Annotated in this window: 13 protein-coding genes and 1 riboswitch; of the genes, 11 read left to right on the forward strand and 2 right to left on the reverse strand. The window is 32.9% G+C overall.

Features of this window, described 5'->3' with window-relative positions; all coding sequences use genetic code 11:
* Positions 1-23 precede the first annotated feature (23 nt).
* The 6 genes from CLORY_RS12715 to CLORY_RS12740 all read left to right on the forward strand — a co-directional run bounded on the left by CLORY_RS12715 (position 24) and on the right by CLORY_RS12740 (position 6,977).
* Positions 24-620, forward strand: a complete 597-nt coding sequence (locus CLORY_RS12715; RefSeq protein WP_079425115.1) for a nitroreductase family protein — start codon at positions 24-26, stop codon at positions 618-620.
* Between the two features lie 208 nt (positions 621-828).
* A complete protein-coding gene (locus CLORY_RS12720; RefSeq protein WP_079425011.1) occupies positions 829-1,593 on the forward strand; it encodes an alpha/beta hydrolase in 765 nt (254 codons plus the stop codon).
* Between the two features lie 192 nt (positions 1,594-1,785).
* On the forward strand, positions 1,786-2,463 hold the full coding sequence (locus CLORY_RS12725) for an ABC transporter ATP-binding protein (protein WP_079425013.1): 678 nt from the start codon (positions 1,786-1,788) through the stop codon (positions 2,461-2,463).
* 5 nt (positions 2,464-2,468) lie between these two features.
* Complete coding sequence (locus CLORY_RS12730; RefSeq protein WP_242954409.1) at positions 2,469-5,015, forward strand: ABC transporter permease; 2,547 nt, start codon at positions 2,469-2,471, stop codon at positions 5,013-5,015.
* A 22-nt stretch (positions 5,016-5,037) separates the two neighbouring features.
* Positions 5,038-5,736 carry a response regulator transcription factor gene (locus CLORY_RS12735; RefSeq protein ID WP_079425117.1) on the forward strand — a complete coding sequence of 233 codons (699 nt, stop codon included), beginning with the start codon at positions 5,038-5,040 and terminating at the stop codon, positions 5,734-5,736.
* Entirely contained in the window at positions 5,733-6,977 is a 1,245-nt protein-coding gene (locus CLORY_RS12740; RefSeq protein ID WP_079425015.1) for a sensor histidine kinase, read from the forward strand. The genes CLORY_RS12735 and CLORY_RS12740 overlap by 4 nt, the downstream gene beginning before the upstream one ends.
* 198 nt (positions 6,978-7,175) lie before the next feature.
* Here CLORY_RS12740 and CLORY_RS12745 read toward each other — a convergent pair whose 3' ends face one another.
* Together CLORY_RS12745 and thiT are read right to left on the reverse strand one after the other, a co-directional pair.
* Positions 7,176-7,487 carry an MTH1187 family thiamine-binding protein gene (locus tag CLORY_RS12745; RefSeq protein WP_079425017.1) on the reverse strand — a complete coding sequence of 104 codons (312 nt, stop codon included), beginning with the start codon at positions 7,485-7,487 and terminating at the stop codon, positions 7,176-7,178.
* Positions 7,487-8,119: an energy-coupled thiamine transporter ThiT gene (gene thiT, locus CLORY_RS12750; RefSeq protein ID WP_079425019.1), complete on the reverse strand. Its 633-nt coding sequence runs from the start codon at positions 8,117-8,119 to the stop codon at positions 7,487-7,489. Before thiT ends, CLORY_RS12745 begins: the two co-directional genes overlap by 1 nt.
* Before the next feature lie 96 nt (positions 8,120-8,215).
* Positions 8,216-8,319, reverse strand: a riboswitch (TPP riboswitch).
* Positions 8,320-8,503: 184 nt separating this feature from the next.
* Between thiT and CLORY_RS12755 the strand changes: the two genes are divergently transcribed.
* From CLORY_RS12755 to CLORY_RS12775, 5 genes are all read left to right on the forward strand, one after another.
* Positions 8,504-10,198 carry a methyl-accepting chemotaxis protein gene (locus CLORY_RS12755; protein WP_079425021.1) on the forward strand — a complete coding sequence of 565 codons (1,695 nt, stop codon included), beginning with the start codon at positions 8,504-8,506 and terminating at the stop codon, positions 10,196-10,198.
* Between the two features lie 52 nt (positions 10,199-10,250).
* A complete protein-coding gene (locus tag CLORY_RS12760) occupies positions 10,251-10,910 on the forward strand; it encodes a peptidylprolyl isomerase (RefSeq protein WP_207652211.1) in 660 nt (219 codons plus the stop codon).
* A 62-nt stretch (positions 10,911-10,972) separates the two neighbouring features.
* The gene (locus tag CLORY_RS12765) at positions 10,973-11,347 is read left to right on the forward strand and encodes a hypothetical protein (protein ID WP_242954410.1); all 375 of its coding nucleotides are present in this window, start codon (positions 10,973-10,975) and stop codon (positions 11,345-11,347) included.
* A 372-nt stretch (positions 11,348-11,719) separates the two neighbouring features.
* Positions 11,720-13,669: a DNA gyrase/topoisomerase IV subunit B gene (locus CLORY_RS12770; protein ID WP_139376034.1), complete on the forward strand. Its 1,950-nt coding sequence runs from the start codon at positions 11,720-11,722 to the stop codon at positions 13,667-13,669.
* A 21-nt stretch (positions 13,670-13,690) separates the two neighbouring features.
* Entirely contained in the window at positions 13,691-16,561 is a 2,871-nt protein-coding gene (locus CLORY_RS12775) for a DNA topoisomerase IV subunit A (RefSeq protein WP_079425025.1), read from the forward strand.
* Positions 16,562-16,635 lie beyond the last annotated feature (74 nt).

The following is a 16,635-nucleotide window of genomic DNA, read 5'->3' on the forward strand; positions in this document are numbered from 1 at the left end:
TATATAAACATTGGAGGTATGTTATGAGTAATATGTTTTTTAATATAATAAAAGGAAGACGTTCAATTTATGCTATAGGCAAAGAAAAGATAGTACACAATGATAAAATAGTAAATATAGTTAAGGAAGCACATAAATATGTTCCGGCTGCATTTAACGCCCAAACATCCAGGGCTGTGGTTCTATTTGATCAAAATCATGAGAAGTTCTGGGATATAACAAAAGAAGCTTTAAGAAAGGTAGTGCCTGAAGATTCTTTTGCGCCTACTGAGGAAAAGATAGATTCTTTTAAAGCAGGTTATGGTACTGTTTTATATTTTGAGGATTTAAATGTGGTTAAGGCACTTCAAGAAAAGTTTCCTCTATATAAGGATAACTTCCCCATATGGTCACAACAAGGAGCAGGTATGGTTCAGTTTGTAATATGGACTGCACTTGAAGAAGAAGGATTGGGAGTGACATTACAGCATTATAGTGAATTAGTTGAGCAGCAGGTAAAACAACAGTGGAATGTTCCGGATAATTATAAATTTGTTGCTCAAATGCCATTCGGAAAACCACTTGCTCCAGCAGGAGATAAAGATTTTCCAGACCTAGATGAACTTGTAAAATCATATTAATAAACTAAGAATGAAGAATTGAAAATTGAAGGAAAAAATCTGTTGTACAGAATTTCAAAAAATGTACGCTTAAACGGTGACAGTTAAATTTTTACAATTATTAATTCTTCATTCAATACATCTAATTTGTTTTTAGACCTTTCGAAGTAAACAAAATAGATATATAATAGTAGTAAGTTAATGGGATTAGATGAAAGGGGTTTTTAAAATGGCTTTAATTAAATGTGATTTTTTTTCTGAAGCTCTTGGAATGTCTACAAGTATGCATGTTATTTTACCTCAAAATACTCAGGGACAAATTGGAATGAATGGAGCAGAAAGCAAAGATAGATATCCTGTGCTTTATCTTTTGCATGGATTGTCTGATGATGACAGTATATGGTGCAGAAGGACTTCTATAGAAAGATACGTTTCTGAACTTGGAATTATAGTTGTTATGCCTAATGTAGGTAGAGGTTTTTATACTGATATGGAAAAGGGATATAAGTATTTTACGTTTATATCCGAAGAACTTCCAAAGGTCGTAGCGTCTTTTTTTCATGTATCTGATAAGAGGGAGGATACATATGTAGCTGGACTATCCATGGGAGGATACGGTGCTTACAAATTAGCCTTAACCTATCCAGAAAGATATGCAGCAGCAGCTAGTCTTTCAGGAGCTATGAATATCATGGAGACGAAGCATCTTGGAGAAGAATTTAATAACATATTCGGCGATGAAAAAAATGTTTTGGGCAGTAAAAATGATTTATATTATCTTGTACAGGAATTAGACAAAAAAAATATACAAAAACCTAGATTATTTCAATGCTGCGGTACTGAGGATTTTTTGTATCAGGACAATATTGATTTTAAAAATATGATTGAAAAGCGCAACTTTGATTACACTTATTTTGAAGAACCAGGTATACATGAATGGGGCTTTTGGGATAGGAATATTCAGAAGGTTTTAGATTGGATGCTAAAAAAATAAGACAATACATACTTTTTAATTATTTTTAATTTGTAATGGTTATAAAATTTATCTAGTGTTTAGAAGGAATCCAGATTGTTGGGTTCCTTTTATCTTTGTAAGATAACTGTAAGATTACAGTTATTGAGATAGTGAACTATTGAAAATATAATAGGGTATGTATTTAGATTCAGTATAAAGGGGTGTATATAATTGGAAATATTAAAAGTTGAGAATTTATCTAAGATATACGGAAAGGAGGAAAGCAGGGTCGAAGCATTAAAAAATGTTTCGCTGTCGGTTGAAAGAGGTGAATTTACTGCCATAATAGGAGCATCTGGTTCAGGTAAAAGTACACTGCTTCATATGTTAGGCGGATTGGATAGACCTACTTCAGGTAAAGTATATATAGATGGAGAGGATATTTATAGATTAAACGAAGAGAAATTATCAATTTTCAGAAGGCGAAAGATTGGATTCATATTTCAGTTCTTTAATTTAATTCCCGTATTAGATGTAGAAGAAAATATTTCCCTTCCGGCACTTTTAGATAGAGAAAGAATAGATCAGAGTTACCTAGAAGAAATAATTGAAATACTGGGCTTAAAAGAGAGAATAAACCATCTTCCTTCAGAGCTGTCTGGAGGACAACAGCAGAGAGTATCTATTGGAAGAGCGTTAATTAATAAACCTTCAGTGATTCTTGCAGATGAACCTACTGGAAATCTGGATAGTAAGAATAGTAAAGAAGTTATTGAACTTTTAAAACTTTCAGCAAAAAAATATGATCAGACACTTATTATAATAACTCACGATATAAGTATAGCAGAACAGGCTGAACGAGTTATTACTATTTCAGACGGTGAAATAAAATCGGATGAAAGGAGGTAAATGCAGTGCTTAAAGATTATAAACAAATAACAGACAAGTATTTAATGCATAACAGAAAGAGAACAGTATTTACAATATTAGGAGTCATATTGTCTGTTGCGCTGATAACCGCAGTTGGACTTTTTATGAGGAGTCTTCAACAGACTTATATTGATCAAGCTATAAAAGGGTATGGTTCTGCTCATGTTATAGTGCGGCAGGCTGACACAAATATGTACAATAAACTCAAAGGAAATGCAAAGGTTGAAAGTATAGGAGTAGTACAACAGAAAGGCGTCTACAAATTAAATAGAGAGAAAAGTATAGCGGTAAATAAATACAACTCAGTTTCACTAAAAGTATTACCTGATAGTTACAGAGCTATAAAGGGAAGACTTCCCGATAAAGCTGGGGAGATTGCTGTTGAAAAATGGAGTCTTAACTATTTTAATGGTACACCGCGAATAGGAAAAATGATAAGTTTAAAGGATTCAAATGGAAGTGCAAAAAAATATAAATTGACGGGGATTCTTCCTGATACAGGATATAGTCAGTATATGGGACAAGCATCGGGAATGATTTATGGAAATAAATTTGAGGCTGAAAAAGCCGATTTATATATATCTATATATAAGAAGGCGGGTATAGGTGCTACGGCTAGGAAAATAGCAAAACAATATAAAAATGCTTCCATAAATAGTGATCTACTAAACTACATGGGTCAGGGAACGCAATCAACAAATAAGAATCTCTATGCAATCGCCGCAATAATAATTGCTGTAATAGTTATTGCGACATCAGCTGTAATTTACAATTCATTCCAAATAAGCGTAATGGAGCGAATAAAGCAGTTTGGTCTAATAAGAACAGTTGGTGCAACCCCTAAGCAGATAAGAAAGATAGTATTAAGAGAAGCTGCTATCATAAGTTTAATCGGAATTCCGCTTGGAATTGTTTCGGGGATAACAGCATTACTTATTGTAGCAAAGATATTTAGTATAATGTCAAATGCAGCCTTCGGAAGTATGCATATAGTAATAGATTATTATACGCTAATTATAAGTGCATTAGTCGGAGTATTTTCGATATATGCATCTGCTATGCTGCCAGCAAGTTTTGCCGGAAAGATTTCTCCGCTGCAGGCTGTCAGCAGCAGAACATCTATAGTTAAGGAAAAGATAGGTAAAAAAAGGGGTAAAATTGCAAAGAAATTTTTAAATATAGAAAGCTTGATGGCTTTTAAAAACATAAAAAGGAATAGAAAGAGATTCAGAGTAACTGTATTTTCTGTAGTGTTAAGTATAACTCTCTTTATTTTCTTCTTTAGTTTCATAAACATGCTGGGTAATTTTTCAAATGGGAACTCAGAAAGCATCAAAATGCACTTTGAAATACGGAGTGTAGCAAGTAAGGATGGTACAAATACCATTAATGAAAATGTCATTAGAAAGATAGAGGATAATAGATATGTTAAAGATGTATTTAGGGCTTATGGAACTTATGCCTCAAAAGTATTGATTGATAAAGATAAGAGAAATAGTTTTATTGTAAGTAAAGAGCAAAAGTTTTATGATAACTTAAGCTATGCTGGAAGAGATATGTCAAGCTTACATGCACTGTTTGATATCTATGACAGTCATAAGCTAAGTTCAATTAAACAGTATGTAACTTCAGGAAACATAGACGAGGACAAAATGCAACTAGAGAATGGAGTAGTAATAGTAAAGAATACTACCTTTATAGTAAATAAAAAGTATTATCATGGAAATGCAACTCAACTTAAAAAAGGTGACAGTTTTTATGTAGACAAAGAGGCTCTTTCTAAGGGAAGGGTTGAAATGCCAATAATTACAGATAAAGATTATGTTAATAGCAACTATGAGAAAAAGAACATGGTTAAACTTAAAGTTGCTGGAATTGTAGAGGACTGTCCCTATGAATTCTCCAGTAGCAGACAAGACAATCTTTATGTTATAATACCTAAGAGTGTAATGCAAAAAGCTATAAACAAAAGAATAGATAATTTAGATGTTAAAATGCTGGATATAAGACTTAAAGATAAAAAGTATATAGATAAATTTAATAGTTTTGCAACAAAAATATGTGATAAGAATGGGTTGCAACTAATAGACATATCTACAGTAGCTGAGACACAGTATAACAGTTTTCTTCAGTTACAGGTTCTCGTATATGGTTTTATCGTAGTAATATCGTTGATTGGTGTAGTCAATATAGTAAATACGATAACCACGAATTTAATTCTAAGGAGGAAAGAAATAGCTACATTAAATTCTATTGGTATGACTTATAAAAATGTAAGCTTTATGATATTAATTGAGGGCATGCTTTATGGTGTGTATGGAAGCTTTTATGGTTGCATAGCAGGTACCGGCTTTTCATATCTTTTATATAGAGCTATGAACAATTTGATGAGCTTTAAATGGACTGTCCCTTGGAATGCGCTTATCATTTCTGTAATAGCTGCAGTTGTGGTAGGAGTTGTATCTGTTATTAAACCGCTTAATAGAATAAAAAAGGAAAATGTTATTGAAGTTATCAGAGAAGAAGCTTAAGGAAATTGCAAAGGAGATTTTTATGGGAAGGATATTGCTTTTGGAAGATGATGAGGCACTGGCACTTGGAATTGAATATACACTTTCTGATGAAGGGTATGAAGTAACGAGATGCTCATCAGTAAAATCTGCTAAGGAAACTTTTGATGAAACAAAATTTGATATAGCACTGTTGGATGTTATGCTTCCAGATGGAAACGGATATGATGTATGTAAATATATACGGACCACAAGCAAACTTCCTGTGATATTCCTTACAGCGTGTGATGAGGAAGTAAATGTGGTATTAGGACTTGAGATCGGCGGGGATGATTACATCACAAAACCTTTTAGAGTGAAAGAACTGATATCGCGAATAAAAGCTGTGCTAAGAAGAACAGAAAAAACAGCTTATAAAAAAGTGTCTTATAGATCTAAGGATATATTGTTTGATATGGATTCTATGAAAGTATATCTAAAACAGGAGGAAGTTGAACTTTCAGCTCAGGAATACAAATTGCTTCAAATTTTTATGGCTAATCCTAAAAAAGTAATGTCCAGAGAGGAGATTTTGACAAAACTTAGTGATGGTGCTGCGTATTTTGATACCAACACCCTCTCTGTTTACATAAAGAGGATTAGAGAAAAAATAGAAGTGGATTCTTCACAGCCTCAGTATATAAAAACTTTAAGAGGGATTGGGTATGAATGGGTTGTAGAGGTGGAGGCGGTAAAAGAATGACAAGATATTTTTTAAATCCAGAATTGAAAAGAAGCTCATTGATTATTGCAGCTAGTATGCTCATATTTACAGCTGCAATTTTTGTGCTCTTAAGTATAAGTTATGACAATATAAAGGATAGCTATATAAGAAATAATATGGCACTAGTGGGAGGAATAGTTGACAAGCATCCTGAACTTAAAGACGAAATCATACCTCTGATTACCCAAAAGCAGACATCTTCAAATATAGCTAAAGGAAAAAGAATTCTTAAGGATTTTGATTATGACCAAAGCTTAAATATAAGTCTTATACAGGGAATAAATAGTGATTATAATTTTATTAGAATAAGCTGTATTATCATTCTGTTGACATTAGGAATAGTTATAGTTATATTTAACTATATAAATCATGTAAACATGTATAAAAAAATAAGAAAGCTTATAGTTGCTTCAGAAAACATAGCAAATTTCAATTATAAAATTGATATTTATGAGGAGAAAGAAGAAGGACTTTTTTCGAGACTGGCAGTTTCTTTCAGTAATATGAGACAGATAGTAAAAAATAATTATGAGCAGGTAAACAAAGAAAAGAATTTCTTGGTTAATATTCTTTCTGATATATCTCATCAACTAAAAACCCCTATTTCATCGCTGATAATTTATAATGATATATTGTTGAATAGAAAAGTAAGTGAGGCCGATAGAGTAAAATTCTTGGAAAACAGTGGAAATCAGCTTAACAGGATTGAATGGTTAGTTAAAAGTCTGCTTCAGCTTGCAAAATTGGATGCTGGGGTAATAAAATTTCAAAGAATAAATAGCGATTTAACTGAAACAGTACAAGCTGCGGTGGCATCACTGGGAGCTAGGGCAGAGGAGGCTAAAGTTAATTTGGTATTTAATGGAATTGGTAAGCCAATTATGATGAAGCATGATACTAATTGGATGTGTGAAGCATTGATTAACATTATAAAGAACGCTATAGAACATACATCAGCTTTTGGAAGAGTTACTGTAATTTTGGAAAAAACTCATGTATGTGCAAGAATTATCATAGAAGATAACGGAGAAGGTATTGAAAAGGAGGAACTTCCGCATATATTCCAAAGGTTCTATAAAGGCAAGGAAAATAAAAATTCCGAATCAGTTGGTATAGGACTTGCTCTTGCAAAATCTATTGTAGAAAGCCATGAAGGGATTGTAAGCGTTGAAAGCTGTAAAGGTCAGGGCACTAAGTTTAGTGTTGTTTTTTTAGGATAAAGTAAAAAAGAGAAAAGAGTTAAGAGTAAAGAGAAAAGTGAAGGATGTAATTCAGCTTGCAGCTGAATTACAGAAAATTATACTTTGAAACTGAATATTGGGTGAAACTTCTAACAGAAACAGGTTACATAAAACAAAATTCTAGAAATTCTGCACAGCAGAATTTCTTCCTTCACTTTACTCTTTTCTCTCTGCTCTTTACTCTTTATTGGTTCTTTTTCCAATGTGATTCTTAAGTTTCTCATCAATTGAAAGTCCGTCTATCTTTTCGTCAATTCTTATTACTGTAATAACTCTTGTACAGCCAGAATTGAAAGGCATTTTATGAATCTTTTTCAGCAGGTCAAATACATCATCGTATTCGCCTTCTATTGTAGTGCTCATTGCACCTACTTCGTATTTAAGACCGCTTTTTCTAATATAGTCAATAACCTCGTCAACATATCCGTAAAGCTGTTCCTCACTTTCAGCGGGAAGCAGCGGCATTACTGCTACATCTGCTATTACCATTATTCATCACCTCTTAATGGGCGTCTTCCTTTTGTTACGATGGAATAGAGCCTGTCTACTGGTAATAAACCGATAATTATTACGCAGATAAGTCCTTCAATTGCGATAAATACACCATTCACCATTAATGAATATAACCAAGGATTCATATCACCTGCATAGCTAGCAAAGAAAACTATACCGGATATAAAGTGACACAAAAATCTGCCGAAAATAGCAACAATAGCACCTAAAACTTTATTATTTCTAAAATATCCTATAATTCCAAGTGCCATAAATGGAAGCGGATAATCAAAAAGAACTTGAACAGGATGCAGAATATAAGGATCCATTATTAATGTTATCATTCCATAAAGAAATCCAGTAAGGTAACCAACTTCTGCTCCATAGAAAAGAGCTATAAGGAGTATAGGTACCATGCTTCCGATTGTAATGCTGCCGCCTTGAGGCAAGTGGTAAATTCTAAAGATTTTAAGTACAGTTGCTAATGCTAAAGCTATACCTATTTGGGTGATCATTTGAGTACTAAGCTTTACTTTTCTTACTTTTATTGCTGCACCAATAAGCAATAAAATAGCTAGCAGTGTAAATAATGATGTTGGATGTGCAAAGATTTCGTTTAAATTTTTCATTAAGATACCTCCAATTTGTGCTTGAGATACCAAAGAAAGCGAAAAATAAAAAAACCGCTTTCCTAGGAATGCGGTTAAATAATCAAAATGATAAGACCAATGATTAAATCGCTTCCCTACGCTGGTATTATCCAGATCAGGTAAAAGGGTTTAGGAATGAAATTCCACGTCTCAGCCCGAGGGCACCCCTAGCACTTCTATTAATTTTTACGGGTTCATTATACTACACAAATATATTTTTGTATACTGTTTGAAATGAATTATTATTATAGAATAAATTAGATATAGAAGAAAATTATAATAGAATTTTACTCAAAAAATTGTAGAATTTTACACAATATGATATTATAAGTTATAAAAATGTTTTTAACTGGAGGATGAAATATGAAATTGAAAATCAAAGGAAAAATTAATGCAATGATAGCTTCTGTAATTGTAGTATTGAGTATTATAATTATGGTAGCCGTGTATTATAACGTCTTGAAAATGACTAACAGTATGTATGCTAGACAGCTTAGTGGGTATGGCTCATTAATGCAGGAAATGCTTAACGATAAATATACAGGCAACTGGAAAGTAGAAGGAGAAAATTTATATAAGGGAGATAAGCTTATTAATAATGATAATGAGTTTGTGGACATAATCAAACAGAAAACTGGAGAAGAAGTTACTATTTTTTCAGGTGATACTAGAGTAGCGACTACGATAATTAAGAATGGTAAGAGAGCAGTTAATACGAAGGCTTCTGATGAAGTGGCGAAAAAAGTACTAAAAGATGGGAAGCAGTATAATGGAACGGTGGAAATATTAGGACGTGATTATAAAACCAGATATATTCCTATAAAAGATGAGAGTGGCAACAATATTGGAATGCTTTTTCTAGGTATAGATAAAGGCGCAGTGAATAAAACTATCTTTACGACAGTAATATATATATCTGGTATATTAGCATTAATGATTATAGCAGCAATGTTAGTTTCTACAATAGTGTTAAACAAGATTGTAAAAGCATTGAACGCTGCAGTAGAACATATGGAAAAACTATCAGAGGGCGATTTCACTACTGAAATATCTGCTAAGCACCTTAAGCTCAGTGATGAAGTTGGAATACTCACGAAGAGTATGCAAAATATGCAGGTTTCTGTGAAGAAGCTTATTTATAATATTAAAGAAAACTTTAATGACATAGGAGAAGAATCTAAAACATTGCATTCTATATCAGAGGAACTGGCAAAGGCTTCTGGAGATGTATCAGAAACAATAAATCAGGTTTCTTATGCGAATACTGAGGAGGCTCATGAGCTTGTAGATATAAACAGTAATTTAAATATTTTCAGCGGTGAAATTGATAAGGTAGTAAAAGAATTAGAGGAAATGGATGACAATGCTAAGAACATTGAAAAAATGGCTGAAAACGCAAAAAAAGAATTGCCTAAGGTGGTAAATTCCATAAAATGGGTAAATGACTCATTTGGTAATTTCTCTACGAAAATGAGTGAGTTTGGAGAAAATATAAATAAGATAAACAGTATAATAAGTTTAATTAATAGCATATCTGACCAAACTAATCTATTAGCATTAAATGCTTCGATTGAAGCATCAAGAGCAGGAGAAGCGGGTAAAGGATTTGCTGTAGTTGCAGAGGAGATAAGAAAATTAGCAGAACAGACAAAGCAATCTTCCAGTGATATAAATAATCTTGTGAACCTGCTTTCAAAGGAAACTGCTACTATAATAAATGAAACATCGCAGCTGAATGGTGAGTTAAATAAAGAAGCTGCTGAGATGAAAAATTCTATTGAAGGGCTTAATAATATTACTGATGAGGTAGAAGAAATAATACCTAAGATCATAAACGCAAATAAGGCAATCGAAAATATTGATAAGAAAAAGAATATAATAGTTGATAGTATTGAAGCAACCACTGCTACGGCAGAGGAAATATCTGCATCGTCAGAGGAAATAGCAGCATCATCAGAGGAGATGAGTTCTTCTGCGGAAGAGGTTTCAAAAGTTGCAGCAAATATGAAGGAAATGACAGTTAGGCTTACTGAAGAAATAAATCAATTTAGAGTATAACCTGAATTTTGAAAATAAAGATTTAATAATAACATTTGCTAAGGAGATCAAAATGAGACAACGAAACAGATTTTCTATTTTATTACTAATTAGTTGTATGCTTGTAATGGTATCATGTACAAAGAAGAAATTTAATCAGATGGATAAACCTACTAGAAATGACGTTACCGCAGAGATAGTGACTAATAAGGGAACAATAAAAGTTAGACTTTTTCCTAATGTGGCACCTAAGGCAGTTGAGAATTTTACAAAGCTAGCTGAGAAAAAATATTATAATGGCGTTATTTTTCATAGAGTAATAAACAACTTTATGATTCAAGGAGGAGATCCTACTGGAACTGGAGCTGGCGGACAAAGCATATGGGGAAAGCCTTTTAAGGATGAGTTTAGCAATAAAGTTCATAATTTTAGAGGAGCTCTCTCTATGGCCAATACTGGTAAAAACACTAACGGAAGTCAATTTTTTATAGTTCAAGCTCCTAAAATATCAGATGACATTGAGGCATACATGAAACAAAATAAATTTTCAGAAGCTCTTATAAATAAATATAAAAAATATGGCGGAACTCCATGGCTTGATAATAAACATACTGTTTTTGGGCAAGTATATTCAGGTATGGATGTAGTAGATAAAATAGCCAAGCTGCAGGCCGATGAAAATGGAACTTCTAGCGAAAAAATTACTATTAAACAGATAATTATATCTAAATAAGGTTAACAGTGTGAAGAGAAGCTGCATATAATGTAAGTAATAATATGGTTGGAAGGTATGATATGGCCATGACTGCACTGATACTACAATATGTGCTTTTAGTTTTCTTTATTTTAGCCATTGCGTATTTTATATTCTTTTTGAAGGAAAAAGGGATAATTCGAAGCAATGACTATTATGGTATAACCTATACCATACTATACCAGCTTGAAAATAATGAAGCTTCTACAGAAAACGTAAAGAGAATACTTAGGGCAGTTGCAAATGCTGTTGATTTCGTAGAAAAGAATTATAAAACTGATAATAACAAAATAAAAGAGGAAAAAGCTTTGGCATATTCTAGAGAACTAATTAGGGATCTCAAATTGACTAGTGAAATAGGAGATAGATCTCTCAGGTTTATAATAAGACTTGCATGTGCTTTGGATAAAAATTAATATAAGAAAAGTGTCAATCAGCTTCATATGTTATATGAAGCTGATTGCTATTTCTGTATAAAACTATAAATGAAAAGAGGGATGTATTATTTTAACTAAATAATAATATATACATAATTTTTATGATAAGGTATAATCTGTATGTGTGTTGATAAAAACTTAGGATTATATAAAATGCAAAGCTAGGTATTTTTCTGGTATTATAAAAATTACTAGTAGATTATTGAGGACTGCAAATATCATAATGCCTTGACATAGCGGCAAATATCTGTAATTATAATTGATGAGTTAATGATTTGTAAAACTGTGCTTTCCAATTTGAATTTTGAGCAGCAATGACAGGTAAAAATGAGGAAGGATGAGAACATAGGGATGGAAAATATAAATTACAGTAGTTACGATGTAACTGATCTTACATCTTTAGAAAAACTAGAACCAGTAAGAATAAGACCAGGTATGTATATAGGCTCTACTGGAAGCAAAGGTCTGCATCATTGCATATGGGAAATATTGGATAATGCTATAGATGAAATAACTAATGGGTTTGGTGATAGAGCTTCTGTTATCCTCAATAAGGATAAGAGTGTTACGATAATAGATAATGGTAGAGGAGTTCCTACAGGAATCCATCCTGTGAAGAAAAAATCAGGAGTAGAGATGGTATACACTGAACTTCATACAGGCGGAAAATTTGATAATAAAAATTATAAAACCTCGGGAGGTTTACATGGAGTTGGAGCTGCAGTAGTTAATGCTTTGTCAAAATGGATGGAAGTAGAAGTGCATCAAAATGGTAAAATATACAGACAGCGTTTTGAATATGCGTATGATAAGCAGCTTAAAAAGGTCATGCCAGGAACGCCTGTAACAAAACTTGAACAAGTAGGTGAAACTAATGAAACAGGTACAAGAGTTACATTTATGCCTGATAACGATGTGTTTACGACAACTGAATTCAAGTATGAAATAATCGATGAAAGACTTCAGGAATTGGCATTTCAGAATAAAGGCATAACATTAATATTTATAGATAGAAGAAAAGATGAACCAATTACAAAAGAATATTATTCTCAAAGGGGACTTTTGGACTTCATAGATTATTTAAATGAAAGCAAAACGGTTTTACATCCGGAACCTATTTTATTCGACGGACAAAAGGAAATAAATGGACTATCGATGTATGGAGAAGTATGTATTCAGTTTACAGATTCTACTACAGAATACATAGCTAGTTATGTAAATAATATACCAACCACAGAAGCTGGTACGCATGAAGCAGGTTTTAAAACGGGTATGACAAGAGCCTTTAAGGAATGGGCAAGAAAGCTTAATGTCATCAAAGAAAAGGATAAGGAATTTGAAGGCGATGACTTAAGAGAAGGAATGACAGCAATAGTAAGGATAAAGATAAGCAATCCAATGTTTGAAGGACAGACAAAAACAAAGCTTGGAAATAATGAAGCATACACGATGATGAATGAACTGTGTTATATTAAATTTTCACAGTGGATTGAAGACAATAAAGACACTGCTGTTAACATAATGAATAATGCTGTAGATGCAGCGGCTAGAAGAGAAAAAATTAAGAAAATAAGTGACGCTGAGAAAAAGAAAATAGGCAAAGGTACAGCACCTTTAGCTGGGAAAATAGCTGTATGTACAATAAAGAATCCTGAAATAGATGAGTTCATAATAGTTGAGGGAGATTCTGCAGGAGGAAGTGCAAAACAGGCAAGAGATAGAAGATTCCAGACGATAATGCCATCAAAAGGAAAGATAATGAATACAGAAAAACAAAAGCTTGAAAATGTACTTGCTAGTGAAGAATTAAAAATATTTAACACAGCAGTAGGTACAGGTGTGCTAGATAATTATTCTGAAAAAGATTTAAAATACCATAAGATCATAATAATGAGCGATGCAGATGTGGATGGCTACCATATCAGAACTTTATGGATGACTTATATATATAGGTATATGAGGTCTATAATTTCTAATGGTCATCTTTTTATAGCACTTCCGCCTTTATATAAAGTATACAAAGAGACTAAGAAGGAACTTATAGAGAAATACGCATACAGTGATGATGATCTGGAAAGCGTTAAAAAAGAAGTAGGAAAAGGCGCGCTTATACAAAGATACAAAGGGCTTGGTGAAATGAATCCTGAGCAATTGTGGGAAACTACCTTAAACCCATCAACTAGAACACTGCAGCAGGTTACAATTGAGGATGCTGCTAAAGCTGAAAAAATGATATCACTGCTTATGGGAGATGTAGTGGAACCAAGAAAAAATTATATGTATAGGTATGCTGAATTTTAGGATACACGGGAGGAAAATAATTTGGCTAAGAAGAATAATGATATTCCAAAAGATAATAATATTATAAGAGTGCCACTGGAAGAGGCTATGCCAGATAACTATCTTCCATACGCAGTAGAAGTTGCAAAAGATAGAGCTCTGCCCGATGTAAGAGATGGATTAAAACCAGTGCATAGAAGAATACTATATGGTGCATATATGCTTAAAGCTTTTCCTGACAGACCTTATTATAAGTCTGCAAGAATAGTCGGAGATATATTAGGAAAATATCATCCGCATGGTGATAGTTCAGTATATGATGCCATGGTAATCTTAGCTCAAAACTTTACAACCAGGGCGCCGCTAATAGATGGACATGGAAACTGGGGATCTATAGATGGTGATAGTGCAGCAGCGATGCGTTATACTGAAGCAAGGCTTACACCTATTGCTCTAGAAATGATTAGGAATATTGACAAAGACATAGTGAATATGGTGCCTAACTATTCAGATAGTGAGATGGAACCAGAAGTGCTGCCAAGCAGATATCCTAATATTTTAGTAAATGGGGCTTTTGGTATTGCAGTTGGTCTTGCGACGAATATACCACCGCATAATTTAAGGGAAGTAATAAATGCTTTGCTAGCTTATATAGATAATAATGATATAACTACCAGCGAACTTATGGAATATATAAAAGGGCCGGATCTTCCTACTGGGGGAATACTAATAGGAAAAAACTCATTGCTTTCAGCTTATGAAAAAGGTGAAGGCAGAGTAACGCTGAGAGCTAAGGCTAAGATAGAAAAATTAGATACAGGAAGGCTTGGAATTGTAATAACAGAATTCCCGTATAGAAAGAACAAGTCTAAGCTGCTTCAGACTATATCAGATATGACAGCTGATAAAAAACATGCTAAGGCTCTTGAACCTATTACTGATATAAGGGATGAATCTGACAGAAATGGAATAAGAGCAGTAATAGAACTCAGAAAATCAGTTGATTACGATGTTGCTGATAAAGTACTTAAATATCTATATAAAAAGACTGATTTACAGAGCAATCTTAATTTTAATATGGTAGCTTTGGCAAATGGAAAGCCAGAAACCTTAGGCTTGAAAAGCATACTTAAATATTATCTTGAGCATCAAAAGGAAGTTATTACAAGAAGAACTAGAAAAGAATTGGAGAATGCTGAAAAGAGATTCCATATTGTAGAAGGATTTTTGAAAGCTATAGGGATTATGGACGAAATAATCAAATGCATAAGGGAGTCTAAATCGAAAAAGGATGCACAGATTAATTTAGTTAATAAATTTGGCTTTTCGGATTTACAGGCAGAAGCTATATTGGAACTTATGCTTTATAGACTTACAGGATTAGAAATAACTACGTTCGAAAAGGAATATAAGGAACTTCAAAAGACTATAAACAGGCTGAAAAATATACTTTCCAACGAAAAAGAATTACTTAAGGTTATTAAAAAAGAAATTATTGAAGTAAGAGATAAATTTGGAGATGACAGAAGAACTGAAATAATAGAAGATGATGATGAAGCCAAAATCGATGTAGACGAATTAGTAGTAGTAGAAGACGTTATGGTAACTATGTCTAATGAAGGATACATAAAGAGAACACCATTAAAATCTTATAATAGGTCTAATACGAGTACTGACGATATAGAATATAGAGAAGGAGATTTTAACAAGTTTCTTCTTCAGTCAAATACAAAAGAGAGCCTATTACTCTTTACTAATAAAGGTAACATGTATAGGTTAAAGACGGTAGATATTCCTGAATATAAATGGAAGGAAAAGGGCGAGAGAATAGAGGATATTCTTAAGATATTAAAGCTTGATGTAGAAAAAGTGATTTCAGTATATTCAGTGGATAGTTTTCCTAAAGAAAAATCAGTATTTTTCTTTACGTCTTTAGGGATGGCTAAGGTTACTTCTTTGGATAAGTTTGAAAGCAGCTATACGAAATTAAGCGCGTTGAAACTGCGAAATACTGAAGAACTGATATATATTGATATTCTGGATGAAAATAATAAAAAGCCGGAATGTATAGAATGCAGTACTCAGGCTGGAATGAACTTTAAAATAAAGGTTCCTGTTTTAGAGGATGCTGATAGAGCAGTTCTTGGTAACCAAGTGATAAGTATGGATGAGAAGAACAAAATAACTAATATTGATATTGTAGAAGATATTCAGGAAAAGAATTTTGATGTTGGAGTTAATGCTGACGGTGAAATATGCATATTAAAGGATAACAGGATAAAAAATATATGCAGAGTGAAAACTTCCAGCAGCGAGGAATTACTTATATTTAATAACAATGGATTAGCTGTAAAGATTCCAGCGTTTATGCTTCAAGACTTAGAGGAAAAAATTGATTTATCCAGTATATCTGATTTTGATCGTGAAAAAGACAAAGTTGTAGGCATTGTATCGTTGAAGCATCAAGATGAAAATTCCTACGTATACTTCTTTAGCAAAAATGGTATGATTAAAAAGACGATAGCTTCAGAATTTAAAGGTGACTATTCGTCAACGACTGCTTACAAAATAAAAGATACACAGGACGAACTTATTACAGTAGATATGGGTATAGATGAGGAAGCTATAATAATAACAAAACGTGGTATGAGCATAAAATTCAGTACAGAAGATGTAAACGCAACAGGTAAGGTTACTTCTGGAGTGATAGGAATAAGCCTTAAGGAGGATGATTCAGTTATTTCTGCAGCACTTATTAAAGAGGGTAACAGCTCAGTCACGCTGAAATCTAAAAGAGGAGAAACCGAAACTGTTGATATAAATGACATAAAGCTTCAAAATAGAGCTGGAAAAGGCAGCAATATAATGCTTGTTGTGCTAGGTGATGAGGTAAAAGATGTTAAGATTGTATAAAATGTAAAATGTACAATTGAAAAATTATTAACTTAAATATATAATACAAGTAAAATATATACGGATAAGAGTCA

Source organism: Clostridium oryzae (assembly GCF_002029235.1).
GTDB lineage: Bacteria > Bacillota > Clostridia > Clostridiales > Clostridiaceae > Clostridium_AE > Clostridium_AE oryzae.